This window comes from Bradyrhizobium sp. AUGA SZCCT0105, from assembly GCF_018129565.1.
Taxonomy (GTDB): domain Bacteria; phylum Pseudomonadota; class Alphaproteobacteria; order Rhizobiales; family Xanthobacteraceae; genus Bradyrhizobium.
The window spans coordinates 365,108-384,038 of record NZ_JAFCMK010000001.1 but is presented as its reverse complement, the minus strand read 5'-3'; the positions used below and the strand labels follow the sequence as shown (position 1 = coordinate 384,038).

At 66.0% G+C, this 18,931-nt stretch carries 18 protein-coding genes and 1 pseudogene; 10 read left to right on the top strand and 9 right to left on the bottom strand.

Going from position 1 to position 18,931, the window contains the following annotated elements; genetic code table 11:
- Nucleotides 1–30: 30 nt before the first annotated feature.
- The gene (locus tag JQ573_RS01685) at nucleotides 31–1,548 is read right to left on the bottom strand and encodes an MFS transporter (protein WP_212317888.1); all 1,518 of its coding nucleotides are present in this window, start codon (nucleotides 1,546–1,548) and stop codon (nucleotides 31–33) included.
- Between the two features lie 214 nt (nucleotides 1,549–1,762).
- On the opposite strand from JQ573_RS01685, the gene JQ573_RS01680 reads away from it, so the two are divergent.
- Entirely contained in the window at nucleotides 1,763–2,662 is a 900-nt protein-coding gene (locus tag JQ573_RS01680) for a LysR family transcriptional regulator (protein ID WP_212317890.1), read from the top strand.
- A gap of 20 nt (nucleotides 2,663–2,682) precedes the next feature.
- Here the strand turns inward: JQ573_RS01680 and JQ573_RS01675 are convergent, their stop codons facing one another.
- Nucleotides 2,683–3,594 (bottom strand): LysR family transcriptional regulator, encoded by a 912-nt coding sequence (locus tag JQ573_RS01675; protein WP_212317892.1) that lies wholly within the window; start codon nucleotides 3,592–3,594, stop codon nucleotides 2,683–2,685.
- Nucleotides 3,595–3,718: 124 nt separating this feature from the next.
- Between JQ573_RS01675 and JQ573_RS01670 the strand changes: the two genes are divergently transcribed.
- Together JQ573_RS01670 and JQ573_RS01665 are read left to right on the top strand one after the other, a co-directional pair.
- The gene (locus tag JQ573_RS01670; protein ID WP_312011337.1) at nucleotides 3,719–5,155 is read left to right on the top strand and encodes an MFS transporter; all 1,437 of its coding nucleotides are present in this window, start codon (nucleotides 3,719–3,721) and stop codon (nucleotides 5,153–5,155) included.
- A gap of 20 nt (nucleotides 5,156–5,175) precedes the next feature.
- Nucleotides 5,176–5,685, top strand: coding sequence for a DUF1993 family protein (locus JQ573_RS01665; protein ID WP_212317896.1), 510 nt, complete (start codon nucleotides 5,176–5,178; stop codon nucleotides 5,683–5,685).
- 3 nt (nucleotides 5,686–5,688) lie between these two features.
- Here JQ573_RS01665 and JQ573_RS01660 read toward each other — a convergent pair whose 3' ends face one another.
- From JQ573_RS01660 to JQ573_RS01650, 3 genes are all read right to left on the bottom strand, one after another.
- The gene (locus JQ573_RS01660) at nucleotides 5,689–7,152 is read right to left on the bottom strand and encodes a M20/M25/M40 family metallo-hydrolase (RefSeq protein WP_212317898.1); all 1,464 of its coding nucleotides are present in this window, start codon (nucleotides 7,150–7,152) and stop codon (nucleotides 5,689–5,691) included.
- A 71-nt stretch (nucleotides 7,153–7,223) separates the two neighbouring features.
- Nucleotides 7,224–8,402, bottom strand: coding sequence for an MFS transporter (locus JQ573_RS01655; RefSeq protein WP_212317900.1), 1,179 nt, complete (start codon nucleotides 8,400–8,402; stop codon nucleotides 7,224–7,226).
- A complete protein-coding gene (locus JQ573_RS01650; RefSeq protein WP_212317902.1) occupies nucleotides 8,399–8,956 on the bottom strand; it encodes a GNAT family N-acetyltransferase in 558 nt (185 codons plus the stop codon). Before JQ573_RS01650 ends, JQ573_RS01655 begins: the two co-directional genes overlap by 4 nt.
- 99 nt (nucleotides 8,957–9,055) lie before the next feature.
- Here JQ573_RS01650 and JQ573_RS01645 point away from each other — a divergent pair, with 99 nt between their 5' ends.
- Entirely contained in the window at nucleotides 9,056–9,958 is a 903-nt protein-coding gene (locus JQ573_RS01645; RefSeq protein ID WP_212317904.1) for a LysR family transcriptional regulator, read from the top strand.
- 42 nt (nucleotides 9,959–10,000) lie between these two features.
- On the opposite strand, the gene JQ573_RS01640 is transcribed toward JQ573_RS01645, so the two are convergent.
- Nucleotides 10,001–10,798, bottom strand: a complete 798-nt coding sequence (locus JQ573_RS01640; protein ID WP_212317905.1) for a DUF899 domain-containing protein — start codon at nucleotides 10,796–10,798, stop codon at nucleotides 10,001–10,003.
- 213 nt (nucleotides 10,799–11,011) lie between these two features.
- Between JQ573_RS01640 and JQ573_RS01635 the strand changes: the two genes are divergently transcribed.
- The 4 genes from JQ573_RS01635 to JQ573_RS01620 all read left to right on the top strand — a co-directional run bounded on the left by JQ573_RS01635 (nucleotide 11,012) and on the right by JQ573_RS01620 (nucleotide 13,917).
- Complete coding sequence (locus tag JQ573_RS01635; RefSeq protein ID WP_212317907.1) at nucleotides 11,012–11,521, top strand: MarR family winged helix-turn-helix transcriptional regulator; 510 nt, start codon at nucleotides 11,012–11,014, stop codon at nucleotides 11,519–11,521.
- Nucleotides 11,518–12,378 (top strand): DMT family transporter, encoded by an 861-nt coding sequence (locus JQ573_RS01630; protein WP_212317909.1) that lies wholly within the window; start codon nucleotides 11,518–11,520, stop codon nucleotides 12,376–12,378. Before JQ573_RS01635 ends, JQ573_RS01630 begins: the two co-directional genes overlap by 4 nt.
- A 99-nt stretch (nucleotides 12,379–12,477) precedes the next feature.
- Nucleotides 12,478–13,350, top strand: a complete 873-nt coding sequence (locus JQ573_RS01625; RefSeq protein ID WP_212317911.1) for a bifunctional helix-turn-helix transcriptional regulator/GNAT family N-acetyltransferase — start codon at nucleotides 12,478–12,480, stop codon at nucleotides 13,348–13,350.
- Between the two features lie 69 nt (nucleotides 13,351–13,419).
- On the top strand, nucleotides 13,420–13,917 hold the full coding sequence (locus tag JQ573_RS01620; protein WP_212317913.1) for a peptide deformylase: 498 nt from the start codon (nucleotides 13,420–13,422) through the stop codon (nucleotides 13,915–13,917).
- Between the two features lie 113 nt (nucleotides 13,918–14,030).
- On the opposite strand, the gene JQ573_RS01615 is transcribed toward JQ573_RS01620, so the two are convergent.
- Nucleotides 14,031–15,290 carry a serine hydrolase gene (locus tag JQ573_RS01615; RefSeq protein ID WP_212317915.1) on the bottom strand — a complete coding sequence of 420 codons (1,260 nt, stop codon included), beginning with the start codon at nucleotides 15,288–15,290 and terminating at the stop codon, nucleotides 14,031–14,033.
- Nucleotides 15,291–15,581: 291 nt separating this feature from the next.
- Nucleotides 15,582–16,058: a VOC family protein gene (locus JQ573_RS01610; protein ID WP_212317917.1), complete on the bottom strand. Its 477-nt coding sequence runs from the start codon at nucleotides 16,056–16,058 to the stop codon at nucleotides 15,582–15,584.
- A gap of 272 nt (nucleotides 16,059–16,330) precedes the next feature.
- Between JQ573_RS01610 and JQ573_RS01605 the strand changes: the two are divergent.
- Nucleotides 16,331–16,961, top strand: a pseudogene (locus tag JQ573_RS01605) (glutathione S-transferase family protein).
- 75 nt (nucleotides 16,962–17,036) lie between these two features.
- Here the strand turns inward: JQ573_RS01605 and JQ573_RS01600 are convergent.
- A complete protein-coding gene (locus JQ573_RS01600; protein ID WP_212317919.1) occupies nucleotides 17,037–18,233 on the bottom strand; it encodes a serine hydrolase in 1,197 nt (398 codons plus the stop codon).
- Between the two features lie 390 nt (nucleotides 18,234–18,623).
- Here JQ573_RS01600 and JQ573_RS01595 point away from each other — a divergent pair, with 390 nt between their 5' ends.
- Nucleotides 18,624–18,860: a hypothetical protein gene (locus tag JQ573_RS01595; RefSeq protein ID WP_212317921.1), complete on the top strand. Its 237-nt coding sequence runs from the start codon at nucleotides 18,624–18,626 to the stop codon at nucleotides 18,858–18,860.
- Nucleotides 18,861–18,931: the final 71 nt, after the last annotated feature.

Below are 18,931 nucleotides of genomic sequence, written 5' to 3'. Positions count from 1 at the left end.
TGTCGCGGGGCGGGCGCGGCGACATCGAATTCACTTGGTGCATTGAACTTCGGCCTGCCGCACCGGTCGCGCGTGGAAGATCAGGAAGCTCAACGCGGCCATGATCCAGACGCCGATGCCGCCATAGAGCATCACCCAGCCAAAGCCGTTCGCGAGCGCCTGATGCACGACAGGGCCGGTCAGCTCCGGCGCGGACGCGGCATCACCTGCCGCGATCCGTTCCGCGAGGCTGCGGAGTTGCGCGCCGTCCAGCGCGGGCAGCACGGCCTTCAGATGCGCCAGCACCCCGCTCGCCAGGATGAAGCCCATCAAGGCAATGTTGACCGACAGCGAGACCATCCGCGCGCTCATGTCGATGCCGGAGGCCATGCCGGCGCGGTCGCTCGAGACCGAGCCCGTCGTCGTGTTGGTGACCGGCGTGTTGGTGACGCCGAGGCCAATGCCGGCAAGCAGGCAGCCCGGCAGCATCGTCAGCCAGTCGGGCTGCGCGGCGGCGCTGCCGAACTTCATCAGCATGAATCCGATGCCGATGGTGAACAGCCCCGCCGGAATGATCAGGCCCGGCTGGTAGCGCAGCGACAGCCGTTCGGCGAAGGGTGGCATCACCAGCGTCGGCAGCGTGTAGGCGAGCAGCGCAAGGCCGGCGGACACGCTGTCATAGCCAAGGCCGGCGTGAAACCAGATCGGCAGATAGATCATGAACGGCCAGTAGCTGAGGTTCATCGCGGCCGAGCCGACGATCGAGCCGGAGAAAGCCGGGATCCGAAACACCGAGAAGTCGAACATCGGCCGCCGGCTGATTCTCTCGGCAACGAGAAATGCGATGAAGCTCAGCGCGGAGACGCCGAGGATCGCGAGCCCCTTCGAGCTGACGAAGCCGAGATCCGGCCCCTGCGTGATGTAGAAGGCGAGGCAGAACACCGCGAGCGACATCGTCACGATGCCGGCGACATCGAGGCTGCTCGCCTTCGGATCCTTCGATTCATGCACGCCGCCGATCGTGAGCACGAACGCGACCGCTGCGAACAGCACGTGGACCAGGAATACCCATTCCCAGCTCAGCAGCGCGACCACGGCACCGCCGATGATCGGCCCGAAGCCGAGGCCGATGCCGAAGATCACGCCCCACCAGCCCCAGGCGACGGCGCGCACCCGGCCGCCCTGAAATTCGTGCGACAGCACGGCGATCTGGCAGATCAACAGCGCGCCGCCGCTCAGCCCCTGCAGCAAGCGGGCGATGATCAGCATTTCGACGCTCTGGGCGACACCGCAGATCAGCGAGGTGATGCCGAACGCCGCGATCGCGACCAGGAAGATGCGCTTGCGCCCGTAGCGGTCCGCCACCGTCCCGATCGCCATCAGCACCGTGGTCACCGCGATCGTGTAGGCGTTCATGATCCATTGCAGCGCCTTGAAGTCGGCATGCAGCACCCGCTCCAGCGTCGGCAAGATCGCCGGAATGCTGGATATCTCCAATCCAAACATTAGGCAGGCAAGGCATACGGCGGACAACACGACGGCGCCGCGGCGACTCAGTTCAGTGGACATGATCAGGCCTTTTGTTGTGGCAAGCCAACGGCATACCGCACGCTGTTGCCAGGGTGCTGGCAGCAGCGTCGGTCGATCGACTCACGATGTATTGAGGCAGCAGCGGCAGGAATCGGGTGGCCACGGCGCTTCACAGCAGAAAGCTAGTCACGGCTTGAGCATTGGTGAATTGGATGACTAGATATTTCAGAGACAACAATTCCGGATGACTGACATGACCACGCTCGACATCGACGCCGTGAAGACCTTCGTGACCATTGCCGACCTCAGGAGTTTTACGCGTGCAGCCGAAACGCTCGGCACCACGCAAGGCGCGATCAGCGTTAAGCTGAAGCGTCTCGAGAGCCAGGTCGGCCACAGGCTGATCGAGCGCACACCGCGGCTGGTGCGCCTGTCGGCACAGGGCGCGGCGTTCGTCGTGCCCGCACGCGACCTGCTCGCCGCACATGATCGGGCCGTCGCGGGGCTGTCGCCCGCGCGGCCACGCCGCTTCTCGCTCGGCATTGCCACCCATGTCGGAGGCGCCGAGGTTCCAACCCTGCTGGCGCGACTCCACGCGCACGATCCGGCGCTCACCATCGAGGTCCGGCTCGACGATTCCCGCGATCTCCTCACCGCCTTCGATCGCGGCGACATCGATGCCGCCATCATCCGCCGCGAGGACGACGGCCGCGACGGCGAGATGCTGACGACGGACCACTATGGCTGGTTCGCGACGCCGGACTTTGTCCGTCGCGCGGGCGAACCGCTGCGCCTGGCCGCCTCCTCGCCATCCTGCGGCGTGCTCAACATTGCGACCCGCGCGCTCGCGGCGGCTGGCATCCCGTGGACGGAAAGCTTCCTCGGCTGCGGATCCTTTGCGGTCGCCGATGCGGTCGCTGCCGGCCTTGCCACGTCGGTGTTCTCCTGCCGGCTTGCGCCTGCCGGAACAATCGAGGTCAGCCGGCGATTCGGCCTGCCCGCCCTTCCGCCATCCGAGATCATACTGCTGTCCGCGCTCTCGGATGCGCGATCTCGCGCGGCACTGAAGACGATCGCCCGTGCGTTTCGCGAACATCATCAGGTGCCTGAGAGTCGCGTGGCAAACATCCCGGCCGAAGTTCTCGAGATGTGAGCGGCCCGCGCGCCTGCCGGCTATCGCCGCACACGGCCGGTCCGCCTTCCCTCGAACAGCGCGCGCTCCGATGCGAGCGCCTTGGCCAGAAAATCGAGCGTGGCGCGGATGCGCGCGGTGCGCTTGAGATCGTCATGCGTCAACAGCCACAGCGCCGATCGCGGCTCGGCGAGCGTCTTCGGCGTTAGCCGGCGCAGCGCGGGCGCGAGATCGCCGACATAGCAGGGAAGCAGCGCAAGCCCCAGTCCGGCAGCCGCGGCATCGCGCAGCGCCGGAAGCGCATCGACGCGGCAAGCAAAGCGCGCCGAGCGAAGGTTCGCGCGCATCCAGCCGGCGATCACGGTTCCCGCCAGCGCATCGTCGAGCCCGACCCAATCGTGTGCGGACAGATCCTTGTCGTCACGCCGGGCGAGATAGGCCCGCGATCCGTAGACCGCATGGGCAAGCTCGGCGACGCGCCGCCCGACCAGCAGCTCGGACGGTGCCGGCGTCGGCCGGATCGCGATCTCGGCCTCGCGGCGGGTCAGGTTCGCCATCGCATTGGAGATGATGATTTCCGGCTGGATCTCCGGATGCGCAGCGCGCATCGCGGGCAGATGCCCCATCAGCACCGCGCCGAGCGTATCGGTCGTCGTGATCCGCACCGGGCCTGACGGCCTGAGGTCCTGTCCCGTGAGCCTGCGCTCCAGCGCAAGCACTTCGTCCTCGAGCCGGGCCGCCGACGCCGCCGCTGTCTCGCCGGCCGGTGTCGGCGCATAACCATCGCGGAAGCGCTCGAACAGGCGCGTGCCGATCGCTGCTTCGATCGCGCCGAGCCGGCGAAACACCGTCGAATGCGTCACGCCCAGTCTGCGCGCCGCCCCGGAGAGGCTGCCCTCCCGCGCGACCGCGAGGACGAGGCGAAGATCATTCCAGTCGAGCGGTCTGTTCATTTTTGCAAACTCGGTTCGCAGGTATGGAGAATACCTTATCACAAATGGACAGGCCATCTTCCCGGAAGTTCGACCGGCCGGCGCAGTTCGTGTGCCGCGCCGGCAACGCGGAGGAGCCGGCCAGGTGACAAGCGAGACCACCGAGACGTTGCAACTGGACGACACGTGGCCGGCAACGGTCGACCCGCGGCGATGGCTGGCGCTGCCGGTGCTGCTCACCGGCGCCTTCCTGCCGATCCTCGACTTCAACGTCGTCAACCTCGCGCTACCGGCCATTCGCGACAATCTCGGCGCGACGGCGAGCGAGGTGCAGTTCGTGATCTCGGCCTATGCCGCGACCTACGCGGTGTTCCTGATCACGGGCGGCCGGCTCGGCGATCTGCTCGGCCGGCGGCGCATGTTCCTGACCGGCGTCGCCGGCTTCACGATCGCATCGGTGCTGTGCGGCGTTGCCTGGTCGCCGGACGTGCTGGTCGCCGGGCGGATCCTGCAAGGCCTCACCGCGACCGTGATGGCGCCGCAGGTGCTCGCCTCGATCCGCGTGCTGTTTCCGGCGGCCGAACAGGGCCGCGCGCTCGGCTTCTACGGCGCGACGTTTGGTCTTGCCAACATCTGCGGCCAGGTGCTCGGCGGCGTCCTGGTCTCGGCCCATCCGTTCGGACTGGCCTGGCAGGCGATCTTCCTCATCAACGTGCCGATCGGCCTCGCCGCTTTCATCGGCGGACTGCTGTACCTCGCCGACTCCCGTGCCGCGCATACCCAACGGCTCGACATCGGCGGTGTCATCCTGCTGTCGCTCACGTTGGGCCTCCTGGTCTATCCGCTGATCGAGGGACGGGAATCCGGCTGGCCGGCCTGGATCGTCGCAATGCTGCTGGCCTCTCCGCTGATGCTCGCCGCCTTCGTCCGCTTCGAGGCGCGCCTGAAAGCCCGCGGCGGCGACCCGCTGGTCGCGCTGCATCTGCTGCGCAACAGCGATTTCGTCATCGGGCTGGTGATGGCGCTCGCCTTCTACATGCTGTCGTCGTTCTACCTCACCTTTGCGGTCTACCTACAGAGTGGGCTGCATTTTTCACCGCTGGCGGCCGGCCTCGCCACCCTGCCCTTTGCCACCGGCTTCTTCGTGAGTTCGCTGGTGTCGTCGCTGGTGATGCAATGGCTCGGCGCGCGCACGCTGACGCTCGGCTTCGCGCTCCAGGTCATCGGCTTCGGTGTCGTGATGCTGTCGGTCAGTGGCGCGCTGCCGCAAAGCGTTGAATTCGGCCTGATCTGCGGCGGGCTCGGCTTCGGCACCGTGATGCCGTCGGTCATCAAGGCCGTGATCGGCAGCATCGATCCGCGCCATGCCGGGCTGGCATCGGGGATGATGATCTCGACCTTCCAGATCGGCGCTGCACTCGGCGTCGCTGTGATCGGCGGCGTCTTCTACAGCCTGCTCGGGCCGCATCCGCAGGCCGACGACTACGCCCACGCCTTCACGGTCGCGCTCGGCTGCAATGTCGCGCTGCTGGCGCTCGGCGGCTGGCTATCGCTGTGGCTGCCGCGCGAGCCGGCGGCTTGAGTTGAGACGAGGACAATTCCATGAACGCCCCGCTATACGACGCCTCCGTTCCGGTGTTCCGGCAGATGCTCGACGCGCTTGCCGATCTCCTGCGCAAGGGCGAGGCTCATGCCCGCGAACGGGGTCTCGATCCCGACGCCATGCTCGCGGCGCGGCTGGCGCCGGACATGCTGACGCTGGTCGGCCAGGTGCAACGGGCCAGCGATCACGCCAAGGGCGCTGCCGGGCGGCTCGCCGGCCTCGAGCCGCCGCCCTTTGCCGACGATGAACAGAGCCTCGTTGGGGCCTACGCCCGGATCTCGCGAACGCTCGACTACATCGACACGGTCCCGGTGCGGGCCTTCGACCGCGCGGCGGAACGCATCGTCACGTTGCCGTTTGGCGTCCCGCCGATGCCGGCAGCGCGCTATCTGTACAGCTTCGCGCTGCCGAGCCTGTTCTTCCACGCCGCCACCGCCTACGCCATCTTGCGCCATCGCGGCGTGCCGCTCGGCAAGCGTGATTTTCTCGGCAACTACCTCTCGCAATGACCCTTATTTCTTCGCGACTTCGCGAAGCGTGTTGTAGACCCACTCCGCCCCCTGCTTGATGGCCTCGACGCCGATCCTTTCGTCGTTGCCATGCATCCGGCTCAGGATGTCGTCGTCGAGCGGATAGGGATAGATGCCGTAGACCGGCACATTGTGCTCGCGCCAGGCGATGGCGTCGGTCCCCGCTTCGAACATCGTCGGCACCAGGACGGCGTCCTTCCAGATCCGCTTCGCATTACGGTCCAGCGCCGCATAGAGCTCGGTATTGATAGGCGACGCCGGGATCTCGGAGCGCGTCAAGTAGGCGTTCCGCGCGTCCTGCTGCGACAGCGACGTGACGATGCTGACTTCGATGCCAGGATCGCCGATCGCACGCTTGATTTCCTCAATCATCTGATCCGTGGTGGTGCCCGGCAGCAGCCGCGTATTCACGACCGCCTTGGCGTCGCCGGGGATGACGTTGGGCTTGATGCCGGCGTCGATCATGGTGATGACCATGGTATCGCGCAGCAGCGCGTGCAGCAGCAGGTTGTCCTTGGGATTGTCGGCGACCAGTTTCTTTCCGGCAGCGTCGAGATCGCCCTGGTCCTTCGCGGCCAATAGCTGCTTGATGTCGGCTGCCGTCTGTTCCGAACTGATCGGAAGCAGCGCCTTGAAATAGGCTTCGGTCGCCGGCACCAGCTTGACGGCGGGATCGTGCACCGCCAGCTTGGCCAGCGCCGCAATCAACCGATCGTTGGCCATCGCGCCCGCCGGGAATGGTCGTGAGGAATGACCGGAGGGACCGGTCGCCTTCAGCGCGAACGTCGCCGAGAGCTTTTCCGCCGTCGTGACGTTGATCTGACGCACCGCGCCGTCGCGCTCCTGCAGCACATAGCCGCCTTCGTTCAGCGCGAATTCGGCGTCGATCTTGTCCCAATGGTTCTTCGCCAGCCATACCGTGCTGTACTGCCCCTGCTCCTCGTCGGCTTCGGCGAGGAAGATCACATCGCGCGACAGCGGCGTCTTCTCCTCCGCGAGCCGCATCACCGCGCCGGCGAAGACGGCGAGCCCACCCTTGAAGTCCATCGCGCCGCGGCCGTAGACGAAGCCGTCCTTCTCGACGCCCGCGAACGGCTCCACTGTCCATTTCTCGCGCTCGACCGGAACGACGTCGGCATGCGCGGCCAGCAGCACCGGTTTCCGCGAACCGTCGCCGCGCAGCCGCGCAATGAAGTGCGCAGCCTTGCCGTTCGGGGCGACGAAGATGTCCACCTCGGCGCCGAGCGGCGCGAATTGCGACTTCAGATATTCGGCGAGCGCCCGCGTATCGCCCGGGCCATTCGAAGTGTCGAAAGAGATCAGCTTCTTGAGCAGCGCAACCGTCCGATCGCCCGGCTGCTCGGCGCGCGCGTGTCCCACTCCGGCACAGGACAGCAGCGTGGCAAGGGCTAATGTAGCAACGCGGGTCTTGATCGACGGCACCATGTTCTTCTGCCTCCCTTATCTGGTTTTGAAACAGGATAACTTGCGCCGTTCACCGCAGCGAGTCCTTGAGCTCAAGAAGTTCTGGGGAACATCACCTTCAACATCGCAGCCGCAAGCAACGTCGTCACGGCAACGCCGGTGGAGAGATAGAGCGCGCTGGCATCGCCGTACCGGTCGATCACGACTGCATAGACCAGCGGCGCCGCCGCGGGCAGGATGAAGCTCGGAACGATGAGCCGGCCGACCAGCGTGCCATAGCTGCGATGATCGAACAGGATCAGCGGCAGCGTTCCCCTGGTGATGGTCAGAATGCCGTTGCATGCGCCGTAGAGCAGCGCGAAGGCAATCCCCATCTCCTTCGCCGTTCCGCTGAACAGTCCGGCGATGAACGACAGCGGCATGATCAGGCAGGCCATCAGATTGAGCGCGAGTGGATCGAGCCGTGCACCGAACAGCACTTCGCAGAGACGCGCGGCGGATTGCCCGATGCCCCGGAGCGTTGCGATCCATACTGCCACCGTGACGGTGAGCCCGAGGCCGGCGAGCACCGCGATCATGTGCGCGGACATGCCGGCATTCAGGAAATTCGCTCCGGTCATGATGACGGCATAGAGGGCGCCTGCCGCCGCAAGCTGCCGGCGGCTGGCGGCGCGTGGTTGCTTGGATGCCGGCGCCGTGGAGCTCGGCACGCCGGCAAACCGCTTGTTCGGGATCAGCAGATGCAGCGGGACCGTCAGCAGTGCGAGCCCGGCATAAACCAGCACCGCGACGCGCCAGCCGAACTGTTCCGAAAGCATATGGCCGAGCGGCCAGAACACGGTTGCCGCCAGGCCACCGAGCAAGGTGATCCCGGACATCGCGCGGCGCGCCTCCGGTCCGCCGATCCGGGCCAGCGCCGCGAACGCTGCATCGTACAGCGTCAGCCGCATGCCGAGGCCGAGCACGATCCAGGATGCGAAATAGGTAGAGATCTGATGCGAGACCGCGAGACCGGCGCAGCCGAGCGCGTTGATCACGGCGCCTGCGACCATGACCTCCCGGCCGCCACGGCGGTCCACCCACCTCCCCGCAAGCGGTGACGCCACGCCCATCGCCAGCAGCGCCGCGGCGAATCCGCCGTAGACGATGTCGCGCCCCCAGCCGAGATCCGCGGCGATCTGCTCGCCGAAGCCGCCGATCAGATAGTAGGTCGCGCCCCACGAGATCAGTTGAGCCAGCCCGAGCGCGGCCACGACGCGGCGGGCGATCACCGTGGCAATTCCCTCTCCGCGGGAAGCGTGGAGGCGCCCGGTCCAAGCGGCCGCTGCATCAGCACGGTGTCGACCCATTGCCCCAGTTTGAAGCCGACCGATCTTAGCGTCCCGACCATCTCGAAGCCCAAGCGACGATGCAGCGCGATCGATCCGGCGTTGCCGCTGTTGCCGATCACGGCCAGCATCTGCCGCCACGGCCCCGCTTCGGTACGCACGATCAATCCCTGAAGCAGCGCCACGCCGATACCGCGGCCGTGCAGCCCGTTGGACACGTAGACCGAGTCCTCGATGGTGTGGCGATAGGCCAGCCGCGGCCGGTACGCTGTCGCATAGCAATAGCCGGCCACGCGTCCATCAACATCTGCCACGAGATACGGCAGCCCCGCCGCTACCACCGCATTCCGGCGGCTACGCATCTCGTCCACCGTCGGCGGCACCTCCTCGAAGGTCGCCAGTCCGTTGAGCACGTGATGGGCGTAGATGCCCTGCACGTCGGCCATATCGCCGTCCGCTGCGTCGCGCACGACGACGCCGTTGTTGCCTGTCGCCATTCCGTCTCTCACCCGAGCCGTCAATCTTGCCCGAGCATGCGCCTCGGCGCTATATAAGTGAAGCTTTGATTGGTTATGCGCAGCATAAGAGATACTTTGATGAAGAATCTCAACCTCGACTATCTCGAAAGCTTCGCTGTCGTGATCGATTGCGGGAGCTTCTCTGCAGCGGCCGAGCGGCTGCAACTCACGCAGCCCGCGGTGAGCCTGCAGGTGCGCCAGCTCGAGCGCAGCCTGAATGCGACGTTGATCGAGCGGGTCGGGCGACGGGCGAGGCCGACGGCCGCCGGCGTCGCGTTGCTCTCACACGCGCAGCAGATCAGCGCGGCGGTGACGTCGGCGGTCGACGCCGTCGCGCAGCAGACGGCGGGAACGGCAGGCCGCGTGCGGCTCGGCACCGGTGCGACCGCCTGCATCTTCCTGCTGCCGCCGATCCTGAAGGAGCTGCGCGCCGCACTGCCCTCGCTCGAGATCACGGTCACGACCGGCAACACCGCGGAGATCGCGCGGGCGGTCGAGGACAACACGATCGACATCGCCCTGGTCACGCTGCCGGTGTCGGGGCGCAGCTTCGAGATCACTCCGGTCATGAATGACGAGTTCGTGCTGATCGCGCCGCGCGACATGATGCTGCCGCCGCGGATCACGCCGGAGGTGCTGGCGACCAGGCCGGTTCTGCTGTTCGAACCCGGCGGCAACACCAGGCGCACCGCCGACGAGTGGCTGGCGCGGGGCGGCGTGTCGCTGAAGCCGTTGATGTCGCTGGGCAGCGTCGAGGCGATCAAGGAGATGGTGCGCGCCGGCCTCGGCTGCGCGATCCTGCCCGGCATGGCCGTGCCGGCCAACACCAAGCAGCGCGACCTGATCGTCCGGTCGCTGTCGCCAAAGCTCTACCGTCGGCTCGCGGTCGTGATCCGCCGCGACAAGCGCCTCGACCGCGGCCTCCGGCAGACGCTATCGGCGCTGAAGCGGCTCGCGGCTGCGAAGGACGACGGCCGCTAGAGCGCCAGGGAGGACGCTACGCGTCCTCCCTGCTCCACCCCGTCAAGTCGCCTTGCGTTCCTGCTCCGCGATCTTGCGGAACGCGGCCTCGCCGGCGTCGGTCACGGCCGCCCACTTCGCGTTCGGCGCGGCCTCCACCTCGTAATTGTCGTGCCAGTTCCACCATTTGTAGGTCGGGCCCTGCGGATAACCCTTCGGCGAGTCCTCCCAGAGCTCCTGGCGGCCGAACGGCGTGATGTCGAGATAGCTCCACACCGTGCCCATCGATTCATCGCCGCGGCTGTTAACGAGATAGGTGCGGAAGATCCGCTCGCCGTCGCGGACGAACACGTTGTGGCCATGCCATTCAGCGACGCCGAAGTCGGCATCAAAGCTGTCGGTGATTGTGTACCACGGCATCTCCCACCCCATCCGCGCCTTCAGCCGCGCGATGTCGGCCTGCGGCGCGCGCGAAGCGTAAGCCAGCGTGGTGTCGCGCTGGTTCAGATGCGAGAGATGGCCGACCTGATCGGCGCCGAGCGAGCAGCCGCGGCAGCCGTGATCCGGCCAGCCAAACACGCCGGGCTCGAAGAACGCGCGGTAGATGATCAGCTGCCGGCGGCCTTCGAACAGGTCGAGCAGGCTCGCCTTGCCGTTCGGTCCTTCGAAGACATACGCCTTCTCGACCGCCATCCACGGCATCCGCCGCCGCTCGGCGGCGAGCGCGTCGCGCGCCCGCACCTGCGCCTTTTCCTTCACCAACATCTCCAGGCGCGCCGCCTCCCACGCCTCCCGCGACACCACGGGCGGGGTCTGCATTGCCGCCAGTCCGCCGCGATCGTTCTCAGCCGATTTGCTCATGATGATCTCCATCTTTCGAATTGGACGAACTCCGCGACCACGGCGCAGTTCCCGCGCCGAGGCCGTTCGTCATTGGCCATGCCGCAATCTGGCGCGGCGGCAACGGATGATGGGAGTGACAAGTGTGTCGGGATTTCCGCGCATGCGCTCCGATCGCTTCAATCTATTGCACAATACTTGCACTTTGCAATTACATGTGCGAGCCTCGCCGCCATGAAGCAAACCGCTGCCCCCGCATCCGACGATGGCCTGAAGCTCAGCGCCTGGCTGCCCTATCGCCTGTTCCTCGTCGCGGCGCAGGTCGCCCGCCCGCTCGAGAGCTTCTACAGCGAGACGTTCGGATTGAGCCAGGCCGGCTGGCGTATCCTCGCCGTCATCGCCGAGCGCGATGCGGCCAATGCCTCCGAAATCGGCCGCGCTTGCGCGCTCGATCCGTTCGCGGTCAGCCGCGGCATCGGCCAGCTCACAGAGCTCGGCTTCGCGATGCGGCGGCCGGCCAAGACCGATCGCCGCTTCGCCGCGGTCAGCATCACCCGCAGCGGCCGGATCGCCTTCAACAGGATCGCCGCACTGGGCAGTGCGATCGAAGCGCGGCTGCTCACGCGCCTCTCGGACAGCGAGCGGACAACACTCGATTCCGCGCTCACCCGGCTCGAGGGAGAGAGCGCGCGGATCGACGCGGGCGGCTGGCGCGCGCTGCTCGACGATGCCACAACGCCATGACAGCCGCACTGTTCGCGCTGACCGCACTGCTGTGGGGCGGCGGCGCACTGGCCACCGCGATGCAGGCCGGCGTCACGCCCGCGCCGTGGTCGGTCGCGCTGCGCATGGTGCTCGCCGGACTCATCCTCCTCGGCTATGGCCGGCTGCGCGGCGTGCCGCTCGGGATCCCGCGCAAGGACCGGCTGGCCGTCGCGTTGCAGGGCCTGTTGTTCTTCGCCATTGCCTTCATCGCCTTCTATGAAGCGACCGCGCGGATGCCGAGCGGACTTGCGGCACTGGTGCTGTCGACATCCTCGCTGTTCGCGGCCGTGATCGCGCGGGCCGCGCTCGGCGTCACGATCTCCCCGAGCTTCGTGTGGGGCGCGCTGTGCGGCATCCTTGGCCTTGCGATCATCTTCCTGCCCGGCGCCACCGCGCATGGCGCTGCGCCGCTTGCGGGGCTGGCCTGGGCGCTCACAGCGGCGGTCGCGACCGGCGCCGGGACGACGGTCGGCGCGCGCAACCAGCGCGCCGGGCTGCCCGTGGTCTCCGTGCTCGCCTGGGGCGCATTCGTCGGCGCGGCGGCGAGCGCGCTCTGGGCCGTCGCGACCCGCACGCCGTTTGCCGCCGACGTCTCGCTCTCCTATTTGACGAGCTTCCTCTATCTCGCCATCGCCGCGTCCTGCATCACCTTCATGCTCTATTTCGAGCTGGTGCGCCGGCTCGGTCCCGGCCGCGCCGCCTACACGCTCGCGCTGGTGCCGCTTGTCGCCCTCGTGTTGTCGGCGTTGTTCGAGCACCTCGTGCTGGGCTGGCCGGTGCTCGCCGGCGCCGCCGCGATCCTTGCCGGCAACGTGCTGGTGCTGGCGCGGGGCTAGGTTCCAGCAATATCCGGCTCGCAGCAGGTTCGCACCGGCTCCATCAACGGGATCGGCCGCCGATTGACGCCGCGACGATATCTGACTAAAGTCAGATATATGCTCGACCCCGTTTCCCGCGTCCGCCGCTTCAACCGTGCCGTGACCTCCGCCGTCGGCGCGCTCGACACCTCGTTCCTCGGCCGCGGCCGGCCGCTCGGCGCGGCGCGGGTGCTGAATGCGATCGGGCACGGCCGCACTGACGTCGGCGACATCAGGGATTATCTCGGGCTCGATTCCGGCCTGATGAGCCGCCTGTTGCGCAGTCTCGAGGACGAAGGGCTGATCGAGACCACGGCGCATGGCGACGATGCGCGCCGCCGCATCGCCCACCTGACGGCGGCGGGCAAGCGCGAGTTCAACGCCTATGAGGCGATCTCCAACCGGCAGGCCAAGGACTTCCTTAGCCATCACACCCAGCGCGAGGCGCTGCTTTCGGCGATGGATCTGATTGCCTCGGCGCTCGGGCGCGACGGCACGGCACTGCAGGAGATGGACCCGCACAGCGATGCGGCGCGCTACTGCCTCGGCGAATATTACGCCGAGCTGGCGCGGCGCTTCAAACAGGGATTTGACGTCAAGCTGTCGCGCGACCCTGATGCGAAGGACATGGTCCGCCCGCGCGGCAGCTTCATCGTGGCGATGTCGGACGGCCTGTCGATTGGCTGCGTCGGGCTGAAGGGCAGCAGCAGCGAGTTCGCGGAGATCAAGCGGCTCTGGGTCGCACCTGGCGCGCGCGGGCTTGGCCTCGGCCGCCGCCTGATGGACGCGGCCGAGAAGGCCGCGCGCGAGCTCGGCATCGCGGTGCTGCGGCTCGACACCAACAGCGCGCTGGCGGAAGCCGGCCAGCTCTACCGCCGGAGCGGCTGGACCGAGATCCCGCGCTTCAACGACGACCCCTACCCTGACCTGTTCTTCGAGAAGCATCTCTGAGCGGCGCGCCGCGCGCGGGCTCTGCATCGGCGTGTTGTCCGGCGCGATGCGCTGGCCTAAGACACCGGCATGACCATCCGTCCCATCGTCCGCTATCCCGATCCGCGGCTTGCGCTCCCAGCCGAGCCGGTGACCATGTTCGACGACGCGCTGCGCGAGCTGGCAGCCGACCTGCTCGAGACCATGCATGCGGCACCAGGCATCGGCATCACGGCGCCGCATATCGGCGTGCCGCTGCGGGTCGTGGTGCTCGAGCTCGACGCCAGCGAAGGACCGCGGGCCTATGTCAATCCGGAGATCATCTGGACCTCGTCGGAAATGATCCTGCACAAGGAGGGCAGCGTCTCGATGCCCGGCGTCAACGACGAGGTCGAGCGGCACGCGCGAGTCCGGATCCGCTATCAGGACGTTTACGGCAACGTGGAGACCGAGGAGTCCGACGGGCTGCGCGCGGTGTGCCATCAGCACGAGATCGATCAGCTCGACGGCGTGTTCTGGATCCGGCGGTTGTCCCGCCTGAAGCGGGAGCGGCTGATCAAGCGGTATGAGAAGATCGCGCGCGGGTAATTTGTAGGGCGGGTTAGCGAAGCGTAACCCGCCGCAACGATCGCGGCGGCCAGTTGGTGGATTACGCCTCCGGCTAATCCACCCTACGCCACCGAACAAATTGGTCTGCGTCTCTACCCTCCCGCGATCAAATCCTTCGCCAGCGCCATATAGGCCGGCAGCGTCACCGGGTCGTTGGCAGCGTTGCCGGCGGCGTGATGCGAGGCGTAGCGCGCGATCACCATTTCGGCTTTCGGATCGATATAGATGCCCTGGCCGTGCACGCCGCGCGCCATGTAGGCGCCGTGCGCGTTGTGCGTCACCCACCACTGATTGCGGTAGGACGCGCCGGGCAGTGTGGTGTAGCCGGCCGGCTTGAATTTTTCGGGATCGCCGCCCCGCGCGATGTCCTCGACGACAGTGGACGGCACGATCTGGCGGCCGTTGAAACGGCCGTGATTGCGGATCGTCTCGCCGAACCGGGCGAGATCGCGCAGCGTCGTCGACAGCCCGCCGCCGCCGCTTTCGGTGCCGATGCGGTCGACGTGATAATGCGCATCCTCCTCCGCGCCCATCGGCGCCCAGACCTTCTCGGAGAGCAGGTCAGACAAGGTCATGCCGCTGGCGCGCCGGCAGATGAAGGCCAGCACGTCGGTGTTGACGGTCTTGTAGGCGAAGGCCTTGCCGTGCTCGCCCTGCTTCCGCTGCGCGCAGAGGAAATCGAAGATGTTGGTCGCGCCCTCATAGCCTGCCGGGATCGGCGCCATGCCGTTGGCGCGCCGCAGCCCCCACACATCGGAATTCTTGTCGGTATAGATCTCGGTGTATTTGAGCCCCGTGGTCATATCCATCACCTCGTGCACGCGCGCATCGCCGAACGCGCTTGCCTTCAGCTCCGGTACGTAGTCGGTGACCGGCGCCTGCGGATCGATCTTGCCTTCGGCGACCAGCGTGCCGGCGAGCACGCCGGTGAACGACTTCGTCACCGACATCGCGATATGCGGCTTGTGCGGCCTCAACGCGCCGAAATAGCGCTCGTAGATCAGCTTGCCCCGGTGCAGCACGGCGATGCCGTCGGCATAGCTCTCCTCGAGCATGCGCGCGAACGTCTGCGAGCGGCCGTCCATGGTCACCGACGCGGACGCTCCGATGTCGTGATCTGCACGCGGCAGCACCGACGCCGGCCCTGCCCCGCGCCAGACATTCACGGTCGGCACCAGCTGGCGGATGTTGCTCCAGGCCCAGCGCAATTCGGGGAAGCTGCGGAACGAGCCGTCCCGGAAGGTGATCGTCTTGTCCTGCGGCGGCGGAAAGCCCTGCATCCAGCCGAGCGTCTCGGGATCGGACTCGGCGGCGGCGGGCGTTTGTTGCGTGGCGGCGGCTGCGACGGACATCAAGGCTGGCTCCAGAGCTGCGATGCGAAATCCGTATCACGCAGCAGTAAGGGGCACATCCCACGTTTGCGCCGGGGTGACCGTCGCGGCGAGCGCATGCTGCGACGTGAATGGCCGTGCGCCGCACATAACAGCTCGATCCGACACATGACTGTCGCGTCCGGGCCAAATATTTCCAGCCAGCGGTTTACGCCGCAGTGCGTAGGGCGGGTTAGCGAAGCGTAACCCGCCATCAAGGAGCAAGGGCAACAGCATGGTGGATTACGCCTTCGGTTAATCCACCCTACGCCTCTACGCATTCATCGCCGCCCGCCCGATCGCGGCGATGTCGATCTTCTTCATCGTCATCATCGCCTCCATCGCGCGCCGTCCTGTGGCGCGATCGGATCCGTTGACGAGCTCGAGCAGCCGCCGCGGCGTGATCTGCCAGGTAAATCCCCAGCGATCCCGGCACCAGCCGCACGGCAGTTCCCTGCCGCCGTTCGAAGTGACCGCATTCCAGTAACGATCGGTCTCCTCCTGGCTGTCGGTGAGCACCATGAAGCTGACCGCCTCGTTCGGCGCGTAGTTGGAGCCGCCGTTCAGCCCGACGAAGCGGCGGCCGAGCACGGTGAACTCTACCGTCAATTCATCACCCTGCCCGATGCCCGGTATCGGCGAAACATGCCCCACATCGACATGGCTGTCGGGAAAAGTCGCGGCGTAGAATTCCGCCGCTGCGCGCGCCTGGCCCTGATCGAACCAAAGGCATGTGACGAGGTCGGTCATTTACAGTCTCCTGGTTTATGCGGAGGACGCTTGGCCGAGGCGCCAGCCGACAGCACGACGACAGGCTTATGAAAATAATTTGCAGGATTGGTGTTTGTCACAGTTCCGCCGCTAGACGCACAGTGTCCTCCTGGCGAAAGCCAGGAGGAACTCGGGAGACCCATAACCGAGGCAGGCTCGCGAAACGCAGTCGAAAGATTCCGGGATCGGCTGTCGTGAAACGCACCGCCCGCTCGTCCTCGGGACACCAGGCAACGACATGGAGTGAAACGATGACCCCCACCATCACCGCCTTCGAACGGTCACCCGACGGCGGCAAGGGGCTGGCGCGCGGTTCGCTGGGCGCTGGAAGAAGTGGGCCGGCCTTACGCGGTTCGCCTTGTTTCGTTCCAGGCAATGAAGGAACCGGCGCATCTGGCGCTGCATCCCTTCGGCCAGATACCGACCTATGAGGAAGGCGATCTCGCGCTGTTCGAGACCGGATCGATCGTGCTCCATATCGCCCAGCGTCATGCGAGCCTGCTGCCTGATGATGCCAATGCCCGCGCCCGCGCGATCACCTGGATGTTTGCCGCGGTCAACACGGTGGAACCGCCAATCCTCGAGCTCGCAACCGCCAGAATTCTGGAGAGCGACAAGCCATGGACCAGGGAGCGCATGCCTCTGGTCGTGGATCGCGTCCGCGACCGGCTGAAGCAGCTCGCCGCCCGCCTCGGCGATGCCGACTGGCTCGATGGCGCGTTCAGCGCGGGCGACTTGATGATGGTGTCGGTGCTGCTCAGGCTGAGACTATCGGGCATCCTGAACGAGTTTGCGAACCTCGCCGCCTACGTGGCGCGCGGCGAAGCGCGACCGGCGTACAAGAGGGCCTTCGACGCTCAGCTGGCGGTCAACACGCGCTAGCAACCGACCCGCTGAGGTTGGCGAACCGGCGTCCATCCCGGATCAAGTCCGGGACAGGCTTCGCTCGAAAACGCGCTAGTCGAATGGCTCGGGTTCTGCCAGCGGCTCGGTCAGCTCGAATCCCGGATGAAGCTGCGAGATAATCTTCAGCGCGGTGCTGCCGGGTGCCATCCCCGCGGGATGCACGCCCGACGCATCGAAATACTGGTTGCTCAGCACCGCCACACCGCATTGCAGTTCCGGCACAACGATCACGATTGCCTCGAACCCGCCTTTGCTCGTCGCGCCGTTCTTGGTGAAGACGGTATGGCCTTGCTGGTCGGTGGTGATTTGCCAACCGAGCCCCATGGTGACGCTGTTCTTCTGCCCGCAGACGGGGAATGTCCCCTGGTTCTGCTGCGTGAGCGCGATCTGCGAGCCGAGCGGTCCTTTCGGGGCCGCAATCTCCGCCGCAAGAAACCTGAGCATATCGTCGCCGGTGGATTTCAGATCAAAGGCAGTGCCGCCGGTCGGCGTATTGCGGTCGAAAACGATCGAATATGGCGGCACAGAGCTCTTGCTCCAATGCCCGATACATCCCTGCGCGATCTTCCAGGAAGAATTGAGCACGGCTCCGGTCTGCTTCATGCCGAGCGGACCGGTGACGTATTCGGCCAGGATCTCGTTGTAGTTGTGGCCCGGATCTTTCCCGTACATCTGCGTGACCGCAAAGCCCAGTGTCACGAAGCCGATATTGGAATACTGCCAGCATCCCGGCGGCGGCGTATCGTATTGATTCCACCACGCGACGAGTTCGCTGGAGGGCGGCTGATCCGCAAACAGTTGCTGGCTGTAGCCGGTCAAGCCGTCCCCCGGCTGCTCCGGCATGCCGGAGGTATGGGTGGCGAATTGCACGAGCTGGATGGCGTCCAGCACCGGCGTTCCGATCGGGTTCGGGCTGAGGTTGTGGCCAGCGTTCAGATACGGGCCGATCGCGTCATCAAGACTAGGCCCACCCGCTTTGACCGCCACCGCCAGCAATGTGCTGGTAAACACCTTGGTCACCGATCCGATCTCGAACACCGTGTCTGTCGTGACAGCAAATGGCGTGGGCGAAGAGCCGGGCACGCCTGACAGTCCCTTGGGATAGACGTAGCCCTTGGTGCCGAACGACTTTTCGTCGTAGACGGCGATGCAGCAGCCAGGCGCGTTGCTGATACCGAGATAACTTGCGGCAGCCTGTTGAACGATCTGTGCCGGACTTGTCGTCGCTTCGATCATTTGGTCGCTCATTTCGCTCTCTCCCAGTGAAGATGCACAATGTTGACCTTTGGTTGCATACTCTCATACAATTTCTCCCAGCGCGAGTGAAATCACCGTTACTGTTTGTTTCAAAGTTCGGTCATTGGAAGTTCGTGCGGAAAGCAGCGTCATCATCGTCATCTCGCCCGCTCATTCCCATGGAGCGATAGCGGATCGAAGAACGCCGGGCCAGAGGGGACCAACGAACGCGGAACCCCGCCATCGCGAACACAGCTTCAAGACGCGCCGGATGACGCTTCGAACCCCTCACGCAGCGTTGAGCCAGCGTGAGCAAGGATTGCATTTAAGTGCGCATGCTCTGCGCACATCTATCTGACGAGGCCAGGCTCCTTGGCCCCTTAAGCAAAACGGAGAAACTCAATGACGAACGTCAAACTGTTGTCGGCTGCTTTCATCGCGGTTGCCATGATCGCGTCACCGGCGATGGCACGTGAAATCCACGCTGTTTCCAGGCATGTTGCCGAAGCCAATGCCGCCGCGCCCGCCGAGCCCGTCTATGTCGATGGCCGCGCCTGCATTCCGGCGCCGCGTGTCGGTTCATTCGCGACTGCGCCCTGGACCGGCGGCAATGTCCCCTGCGAACCGGGTCCGTATTGATCGCGCCGCGCGCAGCGAACAGACGAGCTGCCCCCTAGCCGCTTGACCGGCGTGGTGTGCCATCGCGACAT

Excerpts from the sequence above, each read along its gene's own strand:
- JQ573_RS01685 (WP_212317888.1), bottom strand. The coding sequence starts at position 1,548 with ATGTCCACTGAACTGAGTCGCCGCGGCGCCGTCGTGTTGTCCGCCGTA.
- JQ573_RS01680 (WP_212317890.1), top strand. The coding sequence starts at position 1,763 with ATGACCACGCTCGACATCGACGCCGTGAAGACCTTCGTGACCATTGCC.
- JQ573_RS01675 (WP_212317892.1), bottom strand. The coding sequence starts at position 3,594 with ATGAACAGACCGCTCGACTGGAATGATCTTCGCCTCGTCCTCGCGGTC.
- JQ573_RS01665 (WP_212317896.1), top strand. The coding sequence starts at position 5,176 with ATGAACGCCCCGCTATACGACGCCTCCGTTCCGGTGTTCCGGCAGATG.
- JQ573_RS01660 (WP_212317898.1), bottom strand. The coding sequence starts at position 7,152 with ATGGTGCCGTCGATCAAGACCCGCGTTGCTACATTAGCCCTTGCCACG.
- JQ573_RS01650 (WP_212317902.1), bottom strand. The coding sequence starts at position 8,956 with ATGGCGACAGGCAACAACGGCGTCGTCGTGCGCGACGCAGCGGACGGC.
- JQ573_RS01645 (WP_212317904.1), top strand. The coding sequence starts at position 9,056 with ATGAAGAATCTCAACCTCGACTATCTCGAAAGCTTCGCTGTCGTGATC.
- JQ573_RS01640 (WP_212317905.1), bottom strand. The coding sequence starts at position 10,798 with ATGAGCAAATCGGCTGAGAACGATCGCGGCGGACTGGCGGCAATGCAG.
- JQ573_RS01635 (WP_212317907.1), top strand. The coding sequence starts at position 11,012 with ATGAAGCAAACCGCTGCCCCCGCATCCGACGATGGCCTGAAGCTCAGC.
- JQ573_RS01630 (WP_212317909.1), top strand. The coding sequence starts at position 11,518 with ATGACAGCCGCACTGTTCGCGCTGACCGCACTGCTGTGGGGCGGCGGC.
- JQ573_RS01625 (WP_212317911.1), top strand. The coding sequence starts at position 12,478 with ATGCTCGACCCCGTTTCCCGCGTCCGCCGCTTCAACCGTGCCGTGACC.
- JQ573_RS01620 (WP_212317913.1), top strand. The coding sequence starts at position 13,420 with ATGACCATCCGTCCCATCGTCCGCTATCCCGATCCGCGGCTTGCGCTC.
- JQ573_RS01615 (WP_212317915.1), bottom strand. The coding sequence starts at position 15,290 with ATGTCCGTCGCAGCCGCCGCCACGCAACAAACGCCCGCCGCCGCCGAG.
- JQ573_RS01610 (WP_212317917.1), bottom strand. The coding sequence starts at position 16,058 with ATGACCGACCTCGTCACATGCCTTTGGTTCGATCAGGGCCAGGCGCGC.
- JQ573_RS01600 (WP_212317919.1), bottom strand. The coding sequence starts at position 18,233 with ATGAGCGACCAAATGATCGAAGCGACGACAAGTCCGGCACAGATCGTT.
- JQ573_RS01595 (WP_212317921.1), top strand. The coding sequence starts at position 18,624 with ATGACGAACGTCAAACTGTTGTCGGCTGCTTTCATCGCGGTTGCCATG.